The sequence below is a fragment of the Nonomuraea rosea genome (assembly GCF_039539705.1).
In the GTDB taxonomy this organism is placed as follows: Bacteria; Actinomycetota; Actinomycetes; order Streptosporangiales; family Streptosporangiaceae; genus Nonomuraea; species Nonomuraea rosea.
Window position 1 is genome coordinate 52,897 of sequence record NZ_BAABDQ010000006.1, and the last position, 21,906, is coordinate 74,802.

Consider the following 21,906-nt stretch of genomic DNA (forward strand, 5'->3'; position numbering starts at 1 on the left):
CTGGGAGCGCCACCTTGCCGCGGATGCGCACGATCAAACCCGAATTCTGGGAAGACGACGTCGTCGGGTCGCTGTCCCGAGAAGCGCGGCTGCTCTTCATCGCCACCTGGAACGCCGCCGACGACGAAGGGCTCCTGCGCTGGACCGCCGCCTACCTCAAGGCCCAGGCGTTCATCTACGACGACGACATCGGCATCGGTGAAGTCGAGCTGCTCATGCAGGAACTCGTCGATGCCGACCTGGTGTTCCCGTACCAGGGTGGACGGATCAAGCAGCAGCTCGCCTGCATCATCAAATTCCACAAGCACCAGCGGGTGAACCGGCCGCAGCCCAGCAAGCTGCCGGCGCCGTCACTCCAGAACGCCCGGATCGCCGAAATGTACGGCCGCCGGGACGGCTGGGCCTGCCACATCTGCGGTGGAGACATCGAGTGGCCGGGCCAGCTTGGGCGGCCGCGCGACCTTGAGCTTGACCACGTGCACCCCCGATCCAAGGGGGGCAGCGACTACCCCAGCAACATTCGCGCAGCTCACGGCGGGTGCAACGCGAGCAAGAAGGATCGAATTCCGGATTCAGTGAATGGTTCCGTGAGCGATTCAGTGAATGACTCACGGAACCGTTCACGCGATCCGGCTGAAGAGTTCACTGCTGTTGTAGTTAAAGGTAGAGGAGTAGTTAAAGAACAAAAGACGTCGGAGGCTCCGCCTACCGACGATCCTCCTCGCCTCGATGTCGAACGGCTTTGCAACCACCTCGCTGATCGGATCGCCACCAACGGCTCCAAGCGACCTGTGATCACCAAGAAGTGGCGCGACGCGGCCCGGTTGCTGATCGACAAGGACGGCCGCGCCGAAGAGCAGGTCCACGCAGCCATCGACTGGTGCCAGGACAGCGAGTTCTGGCGTGCCAACATCCTCAGCCTGCCGACGCTGCGCGACCAGTACGACCGGCTTCGCCTGCAGGCGTCAACGGACCGCGGACGTGACTCGCCAGACGCCCGGTTCGCGCCCAACTCCGGCTCCCGAGCCCCCGTCCCAACCGCCGATGAAATTGCGAACGGGAAGGTCATCCTATGAACAACCCCACCGCCGACCCCTACGAACAGTGGATTGCCGAGCAGACGCAGCGACGCCTCGACAGGCTGAGAGCAGCCCGACCGGCCGCCTACGCCGCACCTGGCCGACTCCACCCCGACATCGCCGCGTGGGCCGACAAGGTCGCAATCGGCGAGTACGGAACCCTCGCCATCGTTGGCAACATCGGCGTTGGCAAGTCCTGGTCGCTGTGGGCGGTTGCCGAGCGCCTGGTGGCCGCCGGGTACCGGGACCGTATCGAGATCACCCCGGCCCATCGACTGCGCCGCCTCGTCACGCCACCCGTTGACCAGGCCGCACTCGACCGTCTTGCCGCTGCCGGGCTGCTCGCCGTCGATGATGTCGGGTCCGTGCGGATCAGCGACTGGGACTCCGACCGCATGGCCACCCTGCTTGACCCGCGCTGGGAGGACCAGCGGCCGACCATCCTCACCAGCAACCAGCTCAACCTGAAGGACCTGGTCGGGGAACGCACGGCGTCCCGCCTGTCCGACCGCGTCACCATCGTGCAGATGGCCGGCGCTGACCGCCGGAGGACCGCATGAGCATCGACGTGGAGACCGGCGCCCGCGACTGGCGGCCGTCACCGGGGATCGTCGCCGCCGAGATGGCCGTGGCCGGGGCGGCGATCCAGGCCCGCGCCGTCGCGGAGGAGGCCGCCGAACTGGTGGCCGCCGACGACTTCTACAGCCCGGCCGGGATCGTCTACGCCGCGGCGCTGGCGTTGGCCGACGACGGCAAGCCGGTCGATCCGGCCGCCGTGCTGGGCGTGCTGGCCGCCGACGGCAACCTGGAGCGGGTGGGCGCCGGGGCCTACCTGCACACGCTGATGCAGCATGCGGCGGTGCCGTCGGCTGTGTCGTACCACGCCCGCCAGGTGGCCGCGGACGCCCGGCGTCGGCGTATCAACCTGGCCTGCCGCCAGGGCCAGCAGGTCAGCGAGTCGGCCGCGTGGGACGACGAGGCGGACCCCGACCTGGTCCGCAAGTTGATCGACGAGGCTGCGGTGAAGCCCGGCGACATGGTGGACTTCGACGTCGCCGGCGAGATGGCTGCGCTGCTCGACGACCTGGAGACCCCGCCGCCCGCGCCCACCGGCGTGGTTCCACCGTTCCAGGACCTCGCACACCTGCTGGGCACATTCGGGCCCGGCCAGCTCATCGTGGTGGGGGCGCGGCAATCGGTCGGCAAGTCGACGCTGGCCGTGGATTTCCTGCGCAGGGCGGCGATCCGGGACGGCAAGCTCTCAGCGATGTTCACGCTGGAGATGCGCCGCCGCGAGGTGCTGCAGCGCATGGCGTCGGCGGAGTCCGGGGTTGGTCTGCACGGGATCCGCGCCAACCAGGTGGGCGAGGGCGACCTGGAGCGGATGGTGGACGCGGCGTCACGGATCTCCGGCGCTCCACTGATCATCGACGACCGTTCGGGGTGCAGCTTGGAGCACATTCGGTCGACGCTGCGCAGTCTGTCCCGACAGGGCGGGGCCGCCATTGCGGTGATCGACTACCTGCAGTTGATGACCCCGCCGAAAGCACCGAACCGCGAGCAGGAGATCGCGGGCCTGACGCGCGGCCTGAAGTTGATGGCGGGCGAGTTCGAGATGCCGATCGTGCTGCTGTCGCAGCTGAACCGGGAAGTGGAGAAGCGCACGGACAAGCGCCCACAGCCGTCTGACCTGCGTGAGTCGGGCGCGATCGAGCAGGATGCCGACGTGATCATCCTCCTGCACCGGGAGGACGCGCTCGACCGGGAGTCGCCGAGGGCCGGCGAGGCGGACCTGATCGTGGCGAAGAACAGGAACGGTCCCACGGCCACGATCACGGTGGCGCACCAGCTCCACTATTCGCGGTTCGTGGACATGGCGTGGACGCCGACAAGAGGCCTGTCGTGAGCACCCTGCCGCGCGGCGCTGAGAGCGATTCTGCGGTTTCCCCCATACCGAGAGACCAGGACGGGGTCGTTAAGCCGCCTACGGCCCCCCAGCGGACCGCGCAGGGCCATTTGGCCGCCGCTTTACCCGAACAGAATCACGAGATCTTGCGCGATACCGGATCGAAGGCCCTCGAAACCAGCTCAGAAAACGATCACCAGTGCGGATGTAGACCCCTCCAAGACGCCCTCCACAACATGGTCGTCCATCTGCAGGCCCACATCGACCGGCGCAGCGCAGAAGCCGCCGCACCCCGCATCGCCGCCGCGTTCGCCCGCATCGGAGAAGCCGAGAACGCGGCCGCGATCTGGCGGCAACGCCACGACGACGCCGAAACCGAGCACGCCCGACTCGTCGCCGCCCTCCGCCGCCGCACAGCCAGCGCCGAACGCATGGTGGTGCGCGCGTTCGCCGCCATCGAGGCCTGCGACGACACCCGCGTCCCGGCCGCGCAGCGCGAGGCCTGGCGGGCCGGATGGCAGGCGTGCAAGAACGCCGCCACCGACGCCCTCAACAACCCCGGCACGCCGGCGACAGCGAACGCCGGACGCCACGGCCGACCCACCCCAGCCGAGTACGAGCGGCAGGTCATCGACCGGCAGAACCCCGACTATCACGGATGAGGCGACGACCCATGAGCGACCCCCACGTCAACGTCCACCTCACCTTCCGAACCCCGGCAGCGGGGGCGGTAGTGCTCGAACAGGTGCTCGCCGCCATCAACAAGCACGGCATGCCGTACGAGCTCACCAACGCAGGCTGCAACAGCTTCGACCTGGACGAAGTGGAGGACTGAGCCATGCACGATCCGCTCGTTGTCGCGTTCGAGATCCGCCGCCCGTGGCCACGCCGAACCAAGTCGCCCTACTCCTGCAGGTGGGCGATCCGCTGGCCGTATGTGCACATCGCCGGACGCGGCTACCGTTTCCCCTGCATGATCACTGTGTGGCATCGCGAGCCCGGCGGCCACGACTCCGGCGACATCTGCAAGCACCACAGCCGCGTACAGAACCCCATCACTGGGGAGTGGCGCTACAAGTTCCACCACGGCTGGCGGTTCCACATCCACCACTGGCGGGTGCAGGTCGCTCCGCTCCAGGAACTGCGCCGCCGTCTGCTGACCCGGTGCACATGGTGCGATGGACGGTCGAGGAAGGGCGACGCGGTCAACGTCTCCCACCAGTGGGGCGGCAAGCGCGGCAAGTGGTGGCGAGGCGAACGCGGCCTGTACCACTGGGACTGCTCAAGCATCGCCAGCGCCCGCAACGCCTGCCTGTCTGAGGCGCCGATCACCGAGTATGACGGCTGGGGCCCGTGCCTGCGCTGCGGCAAGTACCGCGGCCACGGCCGCACCGAGGAGAACCTGACCCGCATGCGGGTGCTCGCCGCGATCCCGCGCGGCCAGCGCGAGAGGCGACCATGACCACGCGCTGCGAGGTCACCGAGCTGTTCACGGACCAGTGCGCGCATTGCCGTCGCATTACCGACGAGCCTGCGCCCAACCTGTACGCGAACCGCCCGCAGACGTTCGCCCGCTTCCCCGGCTGGTGCGCTGGATGTGGCGAAGTGTTCGGCCCAGGAGAACTGATCAGGTCGGATGGGATCGACGGCTGGGTCGCCGAGTGCTGCGCGGGTGATGCGCCGTGACCTGGGTCAAGCGAGCCGAGAAGCCCGCCCACACCTGCAAGCCGCCATCCCTTGGCGGCTACACGCTCACCCCGGAAGGCCAGCACGGCGACCTGTGGCGCTGCGACGACTGCGCGAAGCTCTGGCGCATCGGCTACGCCTGCGGCCTCTGCGACTGGCTCGGCGACCTCTGGGCCCACGACGGCCAACACATCACCGGAACCGCTTGGCGGCGGGCCAGTCGGTGGCAGGAGATCCGCTACAGGAAGCGAGGCCGCCGATGAAGCGCCGTACGGACCCCGCCCTCTGCCTCGCCACCCACCGCCACGACCCCGACCGGCCACGCACCGCCACCGACGGGCTCAACCTGTGCCCCGGATGCCACGCCGCCCTCGGCCGCAACCTGCACGACCTGCCCGAACTGCACGCCGACGTGCTCGCCCAACTTCCCACCGGCAGCATCAGCAGCGGGCCCGCCGTCAGCGGCAGCCGCACCCCGCTCCTGCCGTACAACCCGCGCGCCGGCGACCTGCTCGCCCAGATGCGGCACGACCTGCGCTGGCTCACCTCCCTCGTGTCCGCCGAACGCGGCATCAGCGGCCCGCCGCCCAACCCGGGCGCCCAGTGCGCGTGGCTCGAACGGCACGCCGACTGGCTCGCCGCGCGGCCCGACGCGGGCGCCTACAAGGACACGCTCGCCGAGCTGGTCGGCCGCTCGTACGGGGTGATCGACCCGGGCCGGCTGCCGCTCGTGCTGCCCGTGCGCTGCGTGGAGCTCGTGGACGGTGAGCCGTGCGGCGGCGTGCTGAAGGCGACCGTACGGCGCGACGACGACCCCACCCCGAGCGTCATCTTCTGCGATATGTGCGATCTCAGCTTGGACACGACGCAGTGGCACCGGTTCGGGCGCCGCTACCAGCGAGGAAGGATGGCAGGGTGAGCATCGTCCTCAGCAAGGTCATCCAGACCTGCCGCGCCTGCCCATCCCAGTGGGACGCATGGACCACCGACGGCCAGTACCTCTACCTGCGGTATCGCAGTGGCATGGGCACCGTCGAGGCCCAGCCCGGCCCCGACGTGGACACCTGGACAGATCGGCCACCGCTCATGAAGTTCGGTGAGCCCAGCCTGGACGGACTGATCAACCTCGACGATTTCATGACCACGGGCGGCCTCGAACTGGCCGCCGGGGCGGAAGTGCAGACCCTGTGAGCGATCGGTTAACCGTCCCCCAGCCCGTCGCCACCGTGACCGTCACCCACACCGGCACACCCAAGCCCGACGAAGTCCCTCTCACCGACCACCTCCAAGGCTGGGGCACCGCAGCCGCAGTCCTCGTTGCCTTGGGCCTCGCGATCGTGGAGACCCGACGACGGAGGCGGGACCACGCCGACGGCGAAGCCCAGCGAGCCGGGGATCGCGCAGACGCCAACCAACGCCTACTCGCGGAGCGGGCCGCCGCCGACCGACGACTCCAGCAGCAGCTCAACGAACAGCGCGACCGCGACCGCCGCCAGTTCACCGCCGAGCAACTGCAGAAAGTGGCCAACATGTGGGCGCATGGAGAAATCCACCTGCTCCCCGGCGTGCTCGTCGCCATCCCCGACCAGTACGCCACCATCCTGCGGTACCTCGTCACGGGCGAGGACTACCACAACCTCTCCGGTTTCCCGCCCATGAGCGAAGCCAGCGATCAGGCGCTCTATCGGCAGCTCACTGCGCGAGGACTGGAGTACCACGGGCGTGAGCAGTATCTCGTGGACAAATTGCAGGAGCAGGTCGAGCGGCTCGCGAAGGAGGGCAAGGGCTCGTCGTGGGCGAAGATGCACCCTCGGGCTGTGGAGCTGTACAGGGGCGGCTGGGACTACAAGAAGATCAAGCAGGCGTGGTTGTACGAGGAGATCGGCGAGAACATCGCCGACCTGCTCGGCAAGACTCGGGAAGCAGCTGAAGCGGCCGAGGAGGATGAGCAGCGTGGATGACCTGATCGCGTTCCTGCACGCGCGGCTCGGCAACGATCGCGAGCGCGCCCCCTTCCTGCGGACCTTGGCGGCCTTGCAGCCGCCGGACATGAAGCGGGAACTGGAGGACATGGCCGACTGGATCGAGCGCGACATCGCGGCCAAGCTACGGATCGTGGCCACATACACCGAGGTTGACGCCCACCCGAACCGGCTCGTCTATGCATTCATGCAACAGCAATGGGTCGCTCTACGTGCAGTGATGGTCGGGCTTGCCCTGCCGTACGCCGATCACGAGGACTATCGCGAGGAGTGGAAGCCGTGAGCACCAGAATCAGCACCGCCGACGCCGCCCTGCTCTACCGGATCCCCGCCCGCACGCTGCGCAACTGGCATGCCGAAGGCCGAATCACCGTCCACCGTGACGGCCGAAACCTGCTGTGGGACTGCGACGAACTCGACCAGCTCGCAGAACAGCGCGGCAGAGGTCGCTTGCCAAGGACGCCCGTAATGGCCCATGCTCTGTGATAACTCACCTGACGTGTCGCCTCAGCCACCCCACGGCCCTTGACCGTCAGTCCTCAAGAACCGGCCCGGCCAAGCGCCGGGCTGTGTCGTATCCGAGGCCAGGCAACCTCGCATGCGGAACCAGCAGGCAGTCACACAACGTAGAGAGACTACGAACCGTGACGGACGCCTCAAGGTCAGGCATCACAGAACGTGATGCACGAGCATGACGCTCTGACGTGCACGAATGCGCAGAGTTAGCAAGGGTAGTCCAGCGATCAAGGCTCTGACCTGCGACGATGCACGTTTCCGCAGGTCAGGGGGCATACGATTCTTTACGATCACGACCCCGTTGACCCCGTCCGCACCCTCCCTTTTTTCTGTACGGGTCTGGGCTACTCAGCGTCACCATCACAGAAAGTGACATGTGACGGTATGTGACTGGCGGGCGGGTGGTCACCGTGAGTCAGATGCCCCGGATCTGCCCCGGCTGCCGCCAGCGTGTGACCGGCAAATGCCCGACCTGCGACCAGACGAGTCCCCGGCGACCTCGCCAGCGCGCCGGGTACGGGCGTGACGAGCGGCGCCGGCGCGCGGACACGGTGCGGGTGCACGTTGAGCAGCACGGGTGGATGTGCCCCGGCTGGCAGAAGGCGCCGCACGCGTCGCAGGACCTGACCGCAGACCATGTGCAGCCGACCGCCCGCGGCGGAAACCCGGCCGGGCCGCTGCGGGTGCTGTGCAGGCCGTGCAACAGCGCTCGGCAGGCCCAGTTGGACACGCCCCGGCTCGTCGGGGTGTCGGTGACGCTCGTGGCAGGCCCGCCATGCTCCGGCAAGAGCTCGTACGTACGCGAGCATGCCCTCGTCAGCGACCTGGTGGTCGACTATGACGCGCTGGCGGCCGCGCTGCGCGTCGATGGCGAGCGGTACCAGCACCTGGACAGCCATCGGCCGTTCGTGTGCGAGGCCCGGGATGCGGTGCTGGACCGGATGGTGCTCGGCAATCACGGCGTCAGGCGCGTGTGGGTGATGGCGACGGCTGCGAAACGCGCGGTGCGGGAGTCGTACCGGCGCCGGTACGGGGCGGACGTGGTGGTGGTGTGGGCCCCCGAGGAGCTCTGCCTGCGCAGGGCGATGGGCGAGCGACCGCAGGCCTGGTGGGGCCACGTGCGGGGCTGGTTCGAGCAGTACGAGGCGGATGGCCGCGACGAGATTGTGAAGCAGGTGGAGGCACTGTGAGTCAGGTTCCGAGCGTTGGGCGCATCGTTCACTACGTCTCGTATGGCACCCCGGGCGGCGAGTTCAAGCAGGAGTGCCGTGCCGCGATCATCACCGAGACGAACACCTCGGACACGGTCGGGCTGTGCGTGCTCAACCCGACCGGGCAGTTCTTCAACCGCACCGTCACCTACCACGACGGGTCCGAGACGCCCGGCACACCCGGATGTGACGGTCTGCACGCCGCCGGCCCTCACCGCTACTGCGGGTGCGGGTGGATGGAGGCGTCGCTGAAGGGCGGCACCTGGCATTGGCCTGAGCGGGTCTAGAGCAACGTTGGGTCGCGACACGGTGATCCGGGAGACGGCTGGGAGGTCGTGATGGTGATCGAGCTGCTGGCCCTGGTGGCCTTTCTGGCGTCGGCGATCTGGTCGGCGATTCAGCGGGCGTGGCCGGTGTGTCTGCTGGCAGCGGGTGCGACTCTGCTGGTGCTGGGGCGGACGGGGCTGCTCGATGGTTGAGGCTCCGCCGTACGGCACACGCGACTACGTCCGCCAGTTCGTTGATGCGGTGGCGCGAGTACGGCCTGGCCACGCGGACCTGAGCGAGAGCGAGATCGCCTCCCGCGTCTTCTACGTCTACACGGCCAGCCTGCCTTTCTGGCGGCGCGTGCGGCTCGCCTGGCGGGCGGTGCGCCGTGGCTAACGCGGAGGCTCGTGTGAGGGTTGCGTACGAACTCGGCGCCACGGTGGTACGGCCAGGGCAGACGCTCGTCCTCTGCACTCCTCACCAGATGTCGACGGCCGAGGCCGACCAGATGAAGGCGCGGCTGCGGGAGAAGCTTCCCGGCGTTGAGCTCGTGCTGCTGACAGGCGTCACACAAGCGCTGGTGTACGAGCCAGACGAGATCCGGGCGGCGGACACCTGATGGCCGGTCGCGGGCCGGCGCCCAAAGACCCAGAGGAGCGGCAGCGCCGGAACGCGCCGAAGACGCTTGAACTGGTCGGCCCTGGCCTGGAGTCGCCGGCCGAGGCGGAGGGCGGTCCGCCGGCGGCGCCCGAGTACCTGCTGCCCGCAACGGCGGAGCGGTGGGCGTCGTACTGGACGTCGCCCGTCGCCAAGCTGGTCGACGCCGTCAGCGATTTGCCCGCGCTCGAGCGGCTGTTCTGGCTGTACGACGACCTCGAGCGGAGCCGCAAGGCCGTCGCGGAGACCGGCCACGTCATCACCGGCAGCAAGGGCCAGCAGGTCATGAACCCCCTGCTCCGCCACATGCAGACGCAGGCGGCCGAGACGCGTCAGCTGGAGGACCGGTTCGGGCTGTCGCCGCGGGCCCGGCTGTCGCTGAACCTCACGCTTGGGCAGGCCGCCCAGAGCTTGGCCGACCTGAACGCGCCGTTCCTGGACTCCGGGGGTGATGACGATGACCCCCGTTTGGATGTCGTCGACGCCGAGGTGGTCGATGACGTCGGGTGAGCCCTGGTGAGCCTGGCGGTAGCCTGCCGGCCGCTGTCGGCACCGAGATCGCTCGGCTGGCCGTCGCACGGCCGGATCGTGTGCGCGTGGATCGAAGCCCACTGTGTCTACGGCGAAGGCGACTTCTTCGGCCAGCCGGTACGACTGCTCAGATATCAGAAGCAGTTCATCTACTGGCTGTACGAGTACAACCCGGACACCGGCAACAGGCGTTTCCGCCGGGCGCTACTGGAGATCAGCAAGGGCAACGGCAAGACACCACTGTCCGGCTGGCTGATGCTGTTCGAGCTGCTCGGCCCGCCCATCTTCGGCCCGAAGGGCTCGCCCGTCATCGCCGTCGCCGCCGCGAGCTTCGAACAGGCCGACCTGCTGTTCGGCGACATGAAGCACGCATGCCGCGAGTCTCCCTCGCTGAAGCTGCACACGGACGCGTACGACACAGAGATCCTGGTGCGCAACGGGCCCGGCCGGGCGTTTCGGGTCGCTGCGGTGGCGGGCACGAACGACGGCGGCCGGCCCGACAAGGTCGCCGCCGACGAGATTCACGAGTGGCTCGGCGGCAAAGCCCGCGTGCACCTGGTCCTCACCGGCGGCCTGAGCAAGCGGGCGAACTCGCTGGTCTTGAACACCACGACACCGGGCAGCGACCTGGACAGCATGGCCGGCCGGATGCACTTGGACGGGTACCGCGTGAACGCGGGCGAGATCGACGATCCCGAGTACCTGTTCGTCCACTACGGGGCGCCGGACGTGTACGACCTCGACGATCCCGAGCAGCTGCTCGCCGCGGTGCTGCAGGCGAATCCGGCGGCCGGGGCGTTCCTGCGGACTCACGATGTGATGGCCCGCTTCAGGAGCATCCCGCGGTTCGAATTCGAGCGTTACCACCTGGGCCGGTGGACGCGGGCGGATGAGTCGTGGCTGCCGCCTGGCGCGTGGGAGTCGTGCGCCGGTGAGGTGGAGATCCGGCCAGATCGGCCGTGCGTGGTCACGGTGGACATGGCGCTCAAACACGACTCGGTCGCGGTGGTGGTGGCGCAGCAGCAGGACGACGGCCGGGTGGCCGTGCAATCGCGAGTGTGGGATCCGGCAGGGGACGTGATTGACGTGGCCGCGGTGGAGAACCATCTCCGCCAGCTGCACCGCGATCTGCAGGTGACCACCGTGGCGTACGACCCGGCGTACTTCCAGCGCAGCGCGGAGGTGCTGCTCGATGAGGGCCTGCCGATGGCGGAGTTCTCGCAGGGCGCTGCCTCGATGGTGCCGGCCTGCCAGGACGCCTACCGGCTCATCTGTGAGGGCCTGGTGGTGCACGGCGACGATCCGGTGCTGACGGACCACGTGCTCAGCGCGGCGGTGCGGGAGACCGACACCGGATGGCGGCTGTCGAAAGGCCGCTCAAAACGGAAGATTGACGCCTGCATTTCGATGGTGATGGCGCTGTTCCTGTCTCAGGTGCCCGCCGAGGTGGCGGCGCCACCGAACTTGTGGTGAGGGGGAGCGCGTGCTCGACAACCTGCTCGAAGGACTCGGATTCTGCCTGCTGATCGCGTTCGCGTGGTTCGTGTGGCCGCCGGCCGCGCTCCTGGTCGCCGGTGTGGGGCTGCTGGTCGTGGCGAACGTGCGTAGCGGCCGCAAGGCGCAGGCCAAGGGGCCGGCCGTGCCGGGGCGGGTTGAGCGGCTGGTGCGGGTGTGGCTGGCGTCGAAGGGCTCGCAGCCGTGACGATCCTGCGCGGCCTGGCCGAGCTGCGCTCTCCCGAGAATCCTGCGGTGCCGCTCACGTCGACGACGCTGCTCGACTGGATGGGCGGGACGCGCACGGCGTCGGGCCGGCAGGTGTCGGAGACGAGCTCGCTGGCGTTCTCGGCGGTGTGGCGGTGTACGGCGCTGATCTCTGGGGTGGCGTCGGCGCTCCCGTTGCACGTGTACGAGGACGGTACTCACAACCGGCAGCCGTCGCAGTTGCTGAAGAACCCGCACCCGGAGCTGACTGCTTTGGAGGTGTGGCGGCTGGCGTACGTGCACCGCAGCCTGTGGGGCAACGCGTTCGTGCAGAAGATCCGTGATGGCGGCGGCCGGGTGCGCGAGCTGTGGCCGGTGACGCCGGATCGGGTGCAGGTGGAGCGGGATCGCCCCACGGGGGCCAATCCCAGCGGGAAGACGTTCTGGGTCACCGACGACTGGGGTGTCGTCCACGAGCGGACGCCCAGAGAGATCCTGCACCTGCCGGGGATGGGCTACGACGGCGTGTGCGGCGTCTCGCCGATCAGGGCCGCGCAGCAGGCGATCGGGCTGGGCCTGGCCGCCGAGGAGTACGGGGCCCGCCTGTTCGGCTCCGGCAACCTGATGAGCGGCATCCTGCAGACTGAGCAGCGGCTGGAGCCGGACCAGGCGGACGCACTGAAGGCCCGCTGGAAGGCCAAGATGAGCGGGCTCGATAAGGCCCACGACATCGCGGTCCTCGACTCCGGGGCGGCGTTCCAGCCGGTGTCGCTGCCGGCGAAGGACTCACAGTTTCTGGAATCCCGCTCGTTCGAGGTGGAGGAGATCGGCCGCTGGTTCGGGGTGCCGCACTTCCTGCTCGGGCTGACCGCGAAGTCCACCAGCTGGGGTACGGGCCTGGAGCAGCAGGCGATCGGCTGGGTCAAATTCGATCTCCACCCGACGTGGCTGGCGCCGACCGAGCAGCGCCTCACCAAGGAGCTCCTGGGCGCGTCGGTCACAGCGAGCTACAAGATCGAGGGCCTGCTCAGGGGCGACTCGCGGTCGAGGGCCGAGTTCTACCGGGTGATGCGCGAGGTCGGCGCGTTCTCCGCGAACGACATTCGTCACCTGGAGGACCTGCCGCCGGTGCCCGACGGCGACGTCTACCTGCAGCCGATGAACATGGTGCCGCTCGGCACCGAACCCGAGGACAAGGGCCAGGGCGGGGAACCGCCCGCTGGCGATGATGGGGACGAGGGCGAGTGAGATGACGCTGACCGTGACCACCGAGGAGCGCCGGCGGCTCGCACTCGATGCGACCGGCGCCGAGCTACGCGCCGACGACACTGGCAATGAGCGGTTCGTCGGCCTGGCCAGCCCGTTCAACACGCGGGCAGCGATCGGGAACCCGAAGACGTGGGGGTTCTTCGAGGAGTTCGCGCCCGGCGCCTACACCAAAACCTTGTCCGAGGGCGACCAGCGCATGCTGATCGACCACGACAGCTACTTCGTGGTGTCTCGCGTCTCGGCGGGGACACTGAAGCTGGCCCAGTCGGCGCGAGGCCTTGAGGTCGATTCCCGGCTCGACAACGAGCTGTCGTACGTGCGCGACCTCAAGGCCAACCTGCGCAACGCCAACGTCACCGGCATGAGCATCGGCTTCTACGTCGTCAAGGACGTGTGGACCCTGATCGAGGTCGAGGAGGAGGGCGACGACGGGAAGATCCGCGTGTACGAGGCCGAGCTGCGCACCGTTCAGGAAGTGCGGCTCATCGAAGTCTCCGCGGTCACCTTCCCGGCGTTCGTCGACACCGAGGCCGAACTGAAGAGCGTGGCGTCGGCCCTCGCGTTGAGGGCTGACGTCGGCGCGGTCGAGCGCCGCGCCGTACACCGTCCCGAGCTTCGGGACATTTTGCAGGTCATCGCATGCGAGCCGGGTGAGTCCACTCGCGTTGACGAAACCACCGAGCCGGGAGAGACCACTCGGAGGCACGTCGAGGAGATCGACCTGGCCATGCGGGCGTGGCAGGCCAAGATACCCGCCCTGCGCAAGCCCGTCTGACCCAACCCGATCACAACCCGCACGCACCGCGTGGACGGGGTTGTCGTCATGCCCCAAGGAGGCATCCCGTATGAGCGACCAGCTCAAGCGGCTCATCGATGAGCAGAACACCGTGTGGCAGCGGATGACCGACATCCGCGAGGCCGCCACCACCGGCAACCGCGACATGACCGCGGAGGAGCGCACCAACTGGGACCAGGCCGAGGCCCGCCTCACGCAGGTCTCGGACGACATTGAGCGCCTGGAGCGCTTCGCCAAACTGGAGAAGATCGACCGCTCCCAGGTGGTCGTGGCGACCGGCGCCAAGGAGGAGCGCAAGGACGAGGGCGCCGAGCGTGAGCAGCGCTACGGCGCGGCGTTCAACTCCTACCTGCGCCGCGGCATGTCGGGGCTGGACGGCGACGCCCAGCAGCTGCTGATGCAGCGGTTCGAGTCGCGCGACCAGGGCACGCAGAACGACTCGCTCGGCGGATACCTGGTCCCGGACGAGTTCCGGAACACCGTCACCGAGACGATGAAGGCGTACGGCGGGCTGCTGGCCGTGTGCACCGTCATCACCACGTCCACCGGGGCGGACCTGCCGTGGCCGACGAACGACGACACCGGCAACGAGGGCGAGTTCCTCGCGGAGAACACGCAGCTGGGCAGCACGGACATGCTGTTCGGCCAGCGGAAGCTCCTCGCCCACACCGTCAACTCCAAGATCGTGCGTGTGGCGATTCAGCTGCTGCAGGACTCGGCGTTCGACCTGAACTCATGGTTGCCGCGCAAGCTCGGCGAGCGGATCGGCCGGCGCGCGGCCCGCGCCTGGGCCCAGGGCACCGGCATCGACCAGCCCGAGGGCATCACCACGAGCGTGGCCACCGGCGCCACCGGTACCGGCACGATCTCCTCCGGCGCCGCCTACGCCTACAACGACATGGTCGACCTGGAGCACTCCGTCGACCCCGCCTACCGGCCCCGCGCGCGCTACGTGCTCGCCGACAGCGCGCTCAAGCACTTCCGCAAGCTGAAGGACACCCAGGGCCGCCCGCTGTGGGTGCCGATCCCGGCGCCGGGCTTCCCGTCCACCCTCAACGGCTACGAGTACACCGTCGACAACTCCATGCCGGTGGTGGCGGCCAACTCCAAGAGCGTGGCGTTCGGCGACTTCAAGGCCGGATACCTCGTCCGGCAGGTGCAGGGCGTGCAGGCGATCCGGCTGACCGAGAGGTACGCGGACTATCTGCAGGTCGGATTCCTCGGGTTCTCGCGCCTGGACGGCAAGGTCGACGACGCCTCCGCGCTGCGTCTCCTCGTCTCGCCCGCATCGTAAGGAGCAATTCGGTGAAGGACCTCTACAACAACCTGCAGGTGCGGGCGTCGCTGACGGTGGCGACCCGCACGAACGGCACGGTCAACGGCACTGCCGTGGACCGCAACTACAACGGGTCGATGTTCCACTCGGTGCTGTGCGTGGTGCACACCGGCACCATGACGGACGGCTCGGTCGCCGTCACCGTGGAGGAGTCGGACGACAACTCCGCCTGGGCGACCGCGACCGCGCTGCAGGGCACCGCGCCCACGGTGGCCGCCTCCGACGACGACAAGGTGTACGAGATCGGCTACCTCGGCGGCAAGCGGTACGTCCGGGTCAAGGCGGTCACGACCGGCGCCACCTCGGGCGGTGTGTTCGGCGCCACGGTCATCCTCGGTGACCCGAGGGTGGCGCCGGTGGTGAGGCCGTAATGCCTCGCGTGCGGATTCTGCCCGCGATCCGGTTCACGAGCTACGACCACGCCGAGGGCGATGTGGTGGAGCTTTCGGGTGAGATCGCGGCCACGTGGTGCAACGCCGGCCTGGCCGAGCTCGTCCGCGAGGACGAGCCGGAGACGCCGGATCAGGCGGCGGATGCCAAGCCGGAAACCACCGCGGCGAGGTCGCGCGGAGGCCGTCCGCGCAAGTCCAGTTGATTCACTCGGAGGGGCCGTTCGGCACGGGCGGCCCCTCCCCATACGCGGGGAGGTAAGTCGTGCCGTTCAATGACGCCGCGAAGAACGCCATGCTCGACGCTCTCGACGAATCCGCCACCCAGATCACGCACGTCGGTGTCCACACAGTCGCCGACCCGGGCACGGGCACGAACGCCAACGCGGGCGAAGCCACCGGCGGCAGCCCCGCCTACGCGCGCCAGGCCGTCACCTGGGGGGCCGCGGCCAGCGGCCAGAAGAGCAACACCGGCGCGCTCACCTTCGACGTCCCGGCCGGCAGCTACGCGTTCCTGACGTTCTGGAACACCAGCGGGACCGGCAACACGGGCAACTTCCGTGGCTACTCGCCGATCAACGGCACCGTGAAGGGGTTCGGCACCGTCGACACGGCGGGCATCACCTCGGATGCGATCCAGTCGGCCGCGCACGGCCTGGTCGACAACGATCGGGTGATGTTGTTCAACGTCTTCGCCGAGAGCCTGCCCGCTGGCCTGGCCGAGGGCACCATCTACCACGTCGTCAGCTCGACCACGGACACCTTCGACGTGGCGTTGACGCAGGGCGGGGCGAGCGTGAACGTCACCGGCCAGGGTGAGCTGTTCTTCCAGAAGGTCGTGCCGGAGACGTTCGGCTCTCAAGGGCAGATCACGGTGGCCGCTGGCGCGCTGGTCCTCGACGCGACGGGGATCTGATGGCGGCCGGGCTGCAAGTCACACAGGCGGAGGTCAACGCCCAGGCGGGCACGATTGCGCGGGCCGTGTTCGCGACGCTCAGCAACGTGTCCGAGTTCAAGGCATGGCTGGACACGGTCACGGTCGGCGACCTGGAGACGCTCGGCTTCTCCACCGCCGACGCCAACACGCTGAAGAGCGCTTTCGCCGACCTCGCCGATCTGGCCGGCGTCTTCCAGGGCAGCGCGCCCGCCAGGAACCTGCCCTACGACTACCGCGTCTTCGCCCGGAGGTTGATCGGAGTGGGGGTCTACTAGTGTGGCCACCCCCGACATCGTCGAGGTTCTCTCCGACAGCGAGAGCGGCGCCGCCGCCTCCGTAACGACGGACGCGGGCACGCAGGTCGGCGACCTGCTGGTCACCGCGTTCGGTAACAACTACTTCGACGGCGCCGGCATGGCCGCGCCGACCGGAACAGCGGGCACCTGGACGTCGCAGGCGTACGGCGACGCCGGGGTCAACACCGCCCATCTGCGGCTCTACACCAGAACTGTCACCTCCGGCGGCGCGCAGACCGTCACCATCAGCCCGGTCTCCAGCGAAGAGGTCTACCTCTTCGTGTACGTCCTGCGTAACTGGTCGGCGGTCGACGACGCCCAATCCAACGCCTCCGCTTCCCCGACCACCAGCCCGGTGGCGCCGTCCGCGACCGCGGCCGGGCCGGATGACCGGATGCTGGCCTTCTGGCAGACCGGCGCCCCGCACGGCGGCCCCACCTTCACCGGCGCTCCGAGCGGCATGACCGACCTGCTGCAGGTCGCCGACCCTGTTGGCCCCTTCAGCCGATTGGCCACCGCCCGGCAGACCCTCGCGGGGTCCGGAGCGACCGGCAGCCGAACCGCGACGATCAGCGCCGCCTCGCAGTACGCCGCCTGCTCTATCGTCATCGCCGGGGCATCCTCCGGCGTCGCCGCCTCCGGCAACGCGGCCGCCGCGACCACCACCACGGTGTCAGCACGGAAAGTCGTGGCCGTCACCGGCCGCGCCTGCGCTGCGGCCACCGGCGCCGCAACGGCTGCGAAGCGCACACCCGTCACCGGCCGCGGCATCGTCGCTGCGGAGCCGGCCGGGCAGGCGAGAAAGTCCGCCCCTGCCGTGGGTCGCGCCGCAGCTGTGGCTGTTGAACGGGTCGAGGCGCGCAAGGTTGCGCCCGGGATAGGACGCTCGGCCGGTGCTCTCGTGGCGGCGGCCGGTGCCCGCAAGGTCGTGGTTGCCACCGGGCGTGCGGCGGCAGTGGTCGCTTCCACTGCGCAGGCGGCGACGCTGCGGAACGCGGCAGGCAGGTCGTCGGCGTGCGCGGTGTCGTACGGCGTGGCCGCCAAGCGCACGCCCGTGGCAGGTCAGTCGGCGGTGCTGTTCACCGCTGCGGCGACCTTCGACGCCGGTGCGGTTGTGCTCGGGCGTGCATTCGTCGCGGCGACCGGCCGTGCCGTAGCCATGAAGACCGTGGCTGTGACGGGCCGGGCGTCGCTCGCGGCGGCTGGCACGGCGAGCGCAGTCAAGCGGGCGCCCGCCACCAGCACGGCGGTCGTCGCACTCGTGGCGCGGCACTCGCAGGCGCTGGTGCGTACGGCGTCCGGCGTCTGTGGCCTGGCTGCCACGGGCCAGGCCGTCACGGTCAAACGGGTGCCGGCCGGATCCGGCTGCCTCGCGGCCGCGGTCGGCATCGTGGCGGCACGGCACGTGAGCAGCGCGACCGGATCGAGCGGACTCCTGGCTGCCGCCAGCGGAAACGCCCGGCATCTGGCGCGTGCGGCCGCGACCGCGGCCGTGGTCCTGTTCAGCCACGGCTCGGCGGTCAAGCGGGCGCCGGCCAGCGCCGTCGGGGTGCTGCTAGCAGCGCCAGGGATGGCTGTCGTGGCGCCCGCGGATCCCGCTCGTCTGCGTTCGTCGTCAGCGCCGCTGTCCCGGCTGGAAAGCGGATCGTCGGAGGTGGCGCGCATGGCCAGTTCGTCACATGGGGTTGTGGACCTGAACGGGGGTGCCGGATGACGTACGCATTCGGAGCGGCCCCTCGGCTCTCCACGGAGGTGCGGGTGGGCGGCGTGCTCACCGACGCCAGTACGGTGTCCCTGTCGATCCTGCTGCCCGACGGCACGGTGGACGGCCCGTTCACGCCGGTCCACGACGGGCCGGGGCTCTACCACCACGACTACCCCTCCACTCAGTCGGGCAGGCACGTTGCCCGCTGGGTGACCGCCGGACCTGTCGGGGCGGACGAAGAGGTCTTCGACGTCGCCGCACTGTGGGGCGAGGCCGGCGTCATCTCGCTCCGGGCAGCCAAGAAGCAGCTCAACATCGACGAAGACGACACCGATGACGACGAGGAGATCGCCGACCACCTGCGGTCAGTGACCGCGGTGTGCGAGCGGTACGCGGGCGCGCTGGTCCGGGCCACGCACACCGAGAAGCACACGGGCGGCTATGCGCTGGCGCTCAACCACGTGCCTGCCCTTGAGCTCGTCAGCGTCGTGGCGATCCGCACGGGCGGCGTCGGCCAGGACGTGGCCGACCTTGACCTTGACGGTCCGACTGGCATCGTGACCCGGCTGGACGGCGGCAAGATGTACGGGCCGCTGCGGGCGACGTACGTGGCTGGCCGCACCGACATCCCGGCGAATGTGTCGCAGGCGGCGAAGATCCTGCTGCAGCATCTGTGGGAGACGCAGCGCGGCACGATGGGCGGCGTCAGGACCGGAGGGTCCGACGAGGTGTACGACCCGCGATTCGGGTTCTCGATTCCCCGCCGTGTGCTGGAGCTGCTGGGCGAGCAGCCGCCGGGGATCGCCTGATGACGACGACTTCACGTGTCCCCGACGTCATCGATGCCCTGGTAGCCCTGTTCGCCGCGGCGCCCGCGCTCGCCGGAGTGAAGGTCATTGACGGGCCCATCGTGACGAGCGATTCGTTGAAGGATGCGGTGTTCGTCGGCTACGACGGCGATGACGAGGGCGAGGGCCAGTCCGTCGAGTTCACCCAGGAGTGGGCGTCGATCGGCCAGCGCGCGAAGGGCGAGACGTTCTCGGTGACGTGCGCGGTTGCGGTATGGCGCGGCGGTACGAAGGTGCGCCCGATCCGGGTGCGCGCGTTCGAGCTCCTGGCCGCGGTCGAGGACGCGCTGCGGGATGACCCGTCGCTGGGGTTGCCGCCGCCGAGCGTGGTGGCGTTCGCGTCCGGCTCGATGAGTCAGGTTCAGGGATCGCCCGGCTTGGGCGTCCGTATCACGTTCCAGATTGCTGTGAAGACCCGCATTTAGAGAGGTGGCCGGTGGCCAGATTCAAGAACGTGTCCGGCGAGGACCGCCGTGTCGGCCGGGCTGACGGGCGTCTCGTGGAGGCCGGGAGCGTCACCGCTGCCGTCGGCGACGTGACCGGGGAGACCGGCGACGCCTACATCGTGGGCGAAGGCGATGAGGCGAGGGCGTGGCCCAAGGCGACGTGGGAGCTGGTCCCCGAGCCCAAGAGCAGCGGGAAGGGTGAGTAACTGTGGCGACTGGAACGGGTCTTGACGCCCAACTCGGTTTCGCAGCCGAGACCGTGGTCGGCACGCCGGTCACGGTGACGAAATTCTGCGAATTCAACAGCGAGGGCCTGGCGTGGAAACCGTCTTTCGTCGAGCCCGCTGGCTTGCGTGTGGGCCGGAAGTACAAGCGCGCCTCGCGCCTGGTGCAGTCGAGGAAGACCGTCGAGGGCGGCCTGGAGATGGAGTGGCCGACGAAGGGCGCTGGCACGCTCGTGGCGCACGCGCTCGGCTCGGCCGGTGTGCCGGTGCAGATCGCGGCGACCACGGCGTACAAGCAGATCCACGTCCCCGGCGGCCTGGTGGGCAAGGGCCTGACGATTCAGGTCGGCCGGCCGGAGCCGAGTGGCACGGTGAGGGCGCACACCTACACCGGGTGCAAGGTCGTCTCGTGGGAGTTCAAGCTCTCCAACGACGGCACGCTCGTGCTGGCTCTGGAGTTCGACGGGTGGGACGAGTCCACGGCGACTGCGCTGGCCACCGCGTCGTTCCCGACTGGCGTGGAGGTGTTCAGCTTCCAGCAGGCCGTGTTGAAGTTGGGCGGCACCCCGTCCACCGCGTCCGGCGAGATGAGCGTCTCCGGCGGTACTACGGTGTCGACGATCGTCACCGAGATCAGCATCAAGGGCGACAATCCGCTCGCGGTGGAGCGGTATGGCATCGGCCAGACCGGTGTGAAAAAGGAGCAGTTGGAGAATGATTTCCCCACGCTCACGGGGTCGCTGTCGGCGGAGTTCAACCGCACGGAGCTGTATGACCTGCTGAAGAACAACACCACTGTGGCGCTGGAGCTCACCCTGACCGGCTCGCTGATCGCGTCCGGGAACAATTACTTGATCTCGTTCATCCTGCCCGCCTGCAAGATCAAGGAGGCGGCGCCGTCGGTCGAGGGCCCGGACATCGTGCAGATGACCACCAGTTTCGAAGGCTACGACAACGAAGTGGATGCCCCCATCCAAATCAAGATCGTGTCCACCGACACGACCCTGTAATGGTCGACGTCCGCATCACCGGCGCCGAACAGCTCGGCGCCCTGGCCAAACGGCTCAAGGCCGCCGACGGCAAGGCGCTCCGCAAGGAACTGCTCAAGGCCATCCGCAGTGGCGCCAAGCCGGCGCTCGCCGACACCCGCAAGGCGATACGTGCCATCCCGATCACCGGGGCGCGTGGCGGCGGACGCAAGGCCCGGCAGCGTAAGGCGTACGGGGATGCCTCGGCGCGGCTGCAGAAGGACGCTGGCGACCCGTTCGGGATCATCGATAAGGAGGAGCGTGCCCGGACCCGGGCCAAGCGGGGTTCCGGGCTCCGGGACAGCATCGCCCGGTCGCTGCGCCTGAGTGTGAAGACCGGCAGCCGGTCCGCCCAGGTCCGCATCGAGGTGGACTCCAGCAAGCTCCCGGCGGACCAGCGTTCCCTCCCCCGGCACCTCGACAGCGTGAAGGGGTGGCGGCACCCGACGTTCGGTGAAAAGCCGTGGGTGCGCCAGCAGGGTCGTCCCTGGTTCGAGGTGACGATCCGCAAGCATCTGCCCGCGATGCGGGCTCACATCCTCAAGGCGATGGATGACGTCGCCGCCAAGATCGAAAAATAGGAGCACACGTGGCTGCGCAGAAAGTCACCTACAAGGGCGAGGTCTACGAGGTCGATCTGACCCGGCTTCCCCTGCACGAGGGGATCGCGATTCAGAAGGCGACCGGGTTCGGCGCGGTCGCGCTCGGCGAGGCGCTCAAGGTCGGCGACTTCATCGCCATGGCGGGCTACGCCTGGTTGGTCTTGCATTTCAAGATGGGCCGCAAAGACATCTCGTACGACGACATCTGTGACGGCACCTACCCCGTCGACTTTCAGAACGATTTCCAGTTCGAGGTGGCGGAGGCGCCGGACCCTCCTTCCGCGCGAGAGTCTCCGGCGAAGACCTCGCAGCCAAGCGCCTGAAGTACCTGCCCGGGCTGGCCTACCACTTCGGCCTGCATCCGTGGGACGTGGACCGGCTGATGCTCGACGAGTTCGACCTGTTCTGCAAGCACGTCGACCAACTGAATAAGCCGCCCAGCTAGCTGGGCTAACGCCTCGGAGGTGCTCTTGGCCTCCATGGCGTTTGACGTT

General features: G+C 68.8%; 35 protein-coding genes. All 35 read left to right on the top strand.

Annotated elements, in window-relative coordinates; all coding sequences use genetic code 11:
• The first annotated feature begins 23 nt into the window (after positions 1-23).
• The 35 genes from ABEA43_RS16565 to ABEA43_RS16735 all read left to right on the top strand — a co-directional run bounded on the left by ABEA43_RS16565 (position 24) and on the right by ABEA43_RS16735 (position 21,735).
• Positions 24-1,076: an HNH endonuclease gene (locus tag ABEA43_RS16565; RefSeq protein ID WP_345562698.1), complete on the top strand. Its 1,053-nt coding sequence runs from the start codon at positions 24-26 to the stop codon at positions 1,074-1,076.
• The gene (locus ABEA43_RS16570; RefSeq protein ID WP_345562700.1) at positions 1,073-1,639 is read left to right on the top strand and encodes an ATP-binding protein; all 567 of its coding nucleotides are present in this window, start codon (positions 1,073-1,075) and stop codon (positions 1,637-1,639) included. Before ABEA43_RS16565 ends, ABEA43_RS16570 begins: the two co-directional genes overlap by 4 nt.
• Positions 1,636-2,985 carry a replicative DNA helicase gene (locus ABEA43_RS16575; RefSeq protein WP_345562701.1) on the top strand — a complete coding sequence of 450 codons (1,350 nt, stop codon included), beginning with the start codon at positions 1,636-1,638 and terminating at the stop codon, positions 2,983-2,985. Before ABEA43_RS16570 ends, ABEA43_RS16575 begins: the two co-directional genes overlap by 4 nt.
• A gap of 236 nt (positions 2,986-3,221) precedes the next feature.
• The gene (locus ABEA43_RS16580; RefSeq protein ID WP_345562702.1) at positions 3,222-3,647 is read left to right on the top strand and encodes a hypothetical protein; all 426 of its coding nucleotides are present in this window, start codon (positions 3,222-3,224) and stop codon (positions 3,645-3,647) included.
• Between the two features lie 11 nt (positions 3,648-3,658).
• Positions 3,659-3,820 carry a hypothetical protein gene (locus ABEA43_RS16585; protein ID WP_345562703.1) on the top strand — a complete coding sequence of 54 codons (162 nt, stop codon included), beginning with the start codon at positions 3,659-3,661 and terminating at the stop codon, positions 3,818-3,820.
• Positions 3,821-3,823: 3 nt separating this feature from the next.
• Positions 3,824-4,447, top strand: a complete 624-nt coding sequence (locus ABEA43_RS16590) for a hypothetical protein (protein ID WP_345562705.1) — start codon at positions 3,824-3,826, stop codon at positions 4,445-4,447.
• Entirely contained in the window at positions 4,444-4,671 is a 228-nt protein-coding gene (locus ABEA43_RS16595; RefSeq protein WP_345562707.1) for a hypothetical protein, read from the top strand. Before ABEA43_RS16590 ends, ABEA43_RS16595 begins: the two co-directional genes overlap by 4 nt.
• Positions 4,668-4,934, top strand: coding sequence for a hypothetical protein (locus tag ABEA43_RS16600; RefSeq protein ID WP_345562709.1), 267 nt, complete (start codon positions 4,668-4,670; stop codon positions 4,932-4,934). The genes ABEA43_RS16595 and ABEA43_RS16600 overlap by 4 nt, the downstream gene beginning before the upstream one ends.
• Positions 4,931-5,590 (top strand): hypothetical protein, encoded by a 660-nt coding sequence (locus ABEA43_RS16605; RefSeq protein ID WP_345562711.1) that lies wholly within the window; start codon positions 4,931-4,933, stop codon positions 5,588-5,590. Before ABEA43_RS16600 ends, ABEA43_RS16605 begins: the two co-directional genes overlap by 4 nt.
• The gene (locus ABEA43_RS16610; RefSeq protein ID WP_345562713.1) at positions 5,587-5,862 is read left to right on the top strand and encodes a hypothetical protein; all 276 of its coding nucleotides are present in this window, start codon (positions 5,587-5,589) and stop codon (positions 5,860-5,862) included. Before ABEA43_RS16605 ends, ABEA43_RS16610 begins: the two co-directional genes overlap by 4 nt.
• Before the next feature lie 35 nt (positions 5,863-5,897).
• Complete coding sequence (locus ABEA43_RS16615) at positions 5,898-6,632, top strand: hypothetical protein (RefSeq protein ID WP_345562714.1); 735 nt, start codon at positions 5,898-5,900, stop codon at positions 6,630-6,632.
• Positions 6,625-6,936: a DUF6221 family protein gene (locus ABEA43_RS16620; protein ID WP_345562716.1), complete on the top strand. Its 312-nt coding sequence runs from the start codon at positions 6,625-6,627 to the stop codon at positions 6,934-6,936. The genes ABEA43_RS16615 and ABEA43_RS16620 overlap by 8 nt, the downstream gene beginning before the upstream one ends.
• Positions 6,933-7,139 carry a helix-turn-helix domain-containing protein gene (locus ABEA43_RS16625; protein WP_345562718.1) on the top strand — a complete coding sequence of 69 codons (207 nt, stop codon included), beginning with the start codon at positions 6,933-6,935 and terminating at the stop codon, positions 7,137-7,139. Before ABEA43_RS16620 ends, ABEA43_RS16625 begins: the two co-directional genes overlap by 4 nt.
• 449 nt (positions 7,140-7,588) lie before the next feature.
• Positions 7,589-8,359, top strand: coding sequence for an AAA family ATPase (locus ABEA43_RS16630; RefSeq protein WP_345562720.1), 771 nt, complete (start codon positions 7,589-7,591; stop codon positions 8,357-8,359).
• Positions 8,356-8,667: a hypothetical protein gene (locus ABEA43_RS16635; RefSeq protein WP_345562722.1), complete on the top strand. Its 312-nt coding sequence runs from the start codon at positions 8,356-8,358 to the stop codon at positions 8,665-8,667. Before ABEA43_RS16630 ends, ABEA43_RS16635 begins: the two co-directional genes overlap by 4 nt.
• 51 nt (positions 8,668-8,718) lie before the next feature.
• Complete coding sequence (locus ABEA43_RS16640; RefSeq protein ID WP_345562724.1) at positions 8,719-8,859, top strand: hypothetical protein; 141 nt, start codon at positions 8,719-8,721, stop codon at positions 8,857-8,859.
• Positions 8,852-9,043, top strand: coding sequence for a hypothetical protein (locus ABEA43_RS16645; protein WP_345562725.1), 192 nt, complete (start codon positions 8,852-8,854; stop codon positions 9,041-9,043). The genes ABEA43_RS16640 and ABEA43_RS16645 overlap by 8 nt, the downstream gene beginning before the upstream one ends.
• A gap of 13 nt (positions 9,044-9,056) precedes the next feature.
• Positions 9,057-9,266: a hypothetical protein gene (locus tag ABEA43_RS16650; RefSeq protein WP_345562726.1), complete on the top strand. Its 210-nt coding sequence runs from the start codon at positions 9,057-9,059 to the stop codon at positions 9,264-9,266.
• Positions 9,266-9,814, top strand: a complete 549-nt coding sequence (locus ABEA43_RS16655; protein WP_345562727.1) for a phage terminase small subunit — start codon at positions 9,266-9,268, stop codon at positions 9,812-9,814. Before ABEA43_RS16650 ends, ABEA43_RS16655 begins: the two co-directional genes overlap by 1 nt.
• A 6-nt stretch (positions 9,815-9,820) precedes the next feature.
• Positions 9,821-11,308, top strand: a complete 1,488-nt coding sequence (locus ABEA43_RS16660; RefSeq protein ID WP_345562728.1) for a terminase TerL endonuclease subunit — start codon at positions 9,821-9,823, stop codon at positions 11,306-11,308.
• A gap of 10 nt (positions 11,309-11,318) precedes the next feature.
• Entirely contained in the window at positions 11,319-11,537 is a 219-nt protein-coding gene (locus ABEA43_RS16665) for a hypothetical protein (protein WP_345562730.1), read from the top strand.
• A complete protein-coding gene (locus tag ABEA43_RS16670) occupies positions 11,507-12,784 on the top strand; it encodes a phage portal protein (RefSeq protein ID WP_345562731.1) in 1,278 nt (425 codons plus the stop codon). Before ABEA43_RS16665 ends, ABEA43_RS16670 begins: the two co-directional genes overlap by 31 nt.
• Position 12,785: 1 nt before the next feature.
• Entirely contained in the window at positions 12,786-13,580 is a 795-nt protein-coding gene (locus ABEA43_RS16675) for an HK97 family phage prohead protease (RefSeq protein WP_345562733.1), read from the top strand.
• 70 nt (positions 13,581-13,650) lie between these two features.
• Complete coding sequence (locus ABEA43_RS16680; RefSeq protein ID WP_345562735.1) at positions 13,651-14,895, top strand: phage major capsid protein; 1,245 nt, start codon at positions 13,651-13,653, stop codon at positions 14,893-14,895.
• Positions 14,896-14,906: 11 nt separating this feature from the next.
• Positions 14,907-15,308 carry a hypothetical protein gene (locus ABEA43_RS16685; RefSeq protein WP_345562736.1) on the top strand — a complete coding sequence of 134 codons (402 nt, stop codon included), beginning with the start codon at positions 14,907-14,909 and terminating at the stop codon, positions 15,306-15,308.
• An 8-nt stretch (positions 15,309-15,316) separates the two neighbouring features.
• The gene (locus tag ABEA43_RS16690; protein ID WP_345562737.1) at positions 15,317-15,532 is read left to right on the top strand and encodes a hypothetical protein; all 216 of its coding nucleotides are present in this window, start codon (positions 15,317-15,319) and stop codon (positions 15,530-15,532) included.
• 59 nt (positions 15,533-15,591) lie between these two features.
• Positions 15,592-16,242 (top strand): hypothetical protein, encoded by a 651-nt coding sequence (locus tag ABEA43_RS16695; RefSeq protein WP_345562738.1) that lies wholly within the window; start codon positions 15,592-15,594, stop codon positions 16,240-16,242.
• A complete protein-coding gene (locus tag ABEA43_RS16700) occupies positions 16,242-16,538 on the top strand; it encodes a hypothetical protein (RefSeq protein WP_345562739.1) in 297 nt (98 codons plus the stop codon). The genes ABEA43_RS16695 and ABEA43_RS16700 overlap by 1 nt, the downstream gene beginning before the upstream one ends.
• A gap of 1 nt (position 16,539) precedes the next feature.
• Positions 16,540-18,273, top strand: coding sequence for a hypothetical protein (locus tag ABEA43_RS16705; RefSeq protein WP_345562741.1), 1,734 nt, complete (start codon positions 16,540-16,542; stop codon positions 18,271-18,273).
• Positions 18,270-19,073 carry a hypothetical protein gene (locus tag ABEA43_RS16710; protein ID WP_345562743.1) on the top strand — a complete coding sequence of 268 codons (804 nt, stop codon included), beginning with the start codon at positions 18,270-18,272 and terminating at the stop codon, positions 19,071-19,073. Before ABEA43_RS16705 ends, ABEA43_RS16710 begins: the two co-directional genes overlap by 4 nt.
• Positions 19,073-19,537, top strand: coding sequence for a hypothetical protein (locus tag ABEA43_RS16715; RefSeq protein ID WP_345562745.1), 465 nt, complete (start codon positions 19,073-19,075; stop codon positions 19,535-19,537). Before ABEA43_RS16710 ends, ABEA43_RS16715 begins: the two co-directional genes overlap by 1 nt.
• An 11-nt stretch (positions 19,538-19,548) precedes the next feature.
• The gene (locus tag ABEA43_RS16720; RefSeq protein WP_345562747.1) at positions 19,549-19,764 is read left to right on the top strand and encodes a hypothetical protein; all 216 of its coding nucleotides are present in this window, start codon (positions 19,549-19,551) and stop codon (positions 19,762-19,764) included.
• Between the two features lie 2 nt (positions 19,765-19,766).
• On the top strand, positions 19,767-20,792 hold the full coding sequence (locus ABEA43_RS16725) for a phage tail tube protein (protein ID WP_345562748.1): 1,026 nt from the start codon (positions 19,767-19,769) through the stop codon (positions 20,790-20,792).
• Positions 20,792-21,391 (top strand): hypothetical protein, encoded by a 600-nt coding sequence (locus ABEA43_RS16730; RefSeq protein ID WP_345562749.1) that lies wholly within the window; start codon positions 20,792-20,794, stop codon positions 21,389-21,391. Before ABEA43_RS16725 ends, ABEA43_RS16730 begins: the two co-directional genes overlap by 1 nt.
• Positions 21,392-21,399: 8 nt before the next feature.
• Positions 21,400-21,735 carry a hypothetical protein gene (locus tag ABEA43_RS16735; protein WP_345562750.1) on the top strand — a complete coding sequence of 112 codons (336 nt, stop codon included), beginning with the start codon at positions 21,400-21,402 and terminating at the stop codon, positions 21,733-21,735.
• Positions 21,736-21,906: the final 171 nt, after the last annotated feature.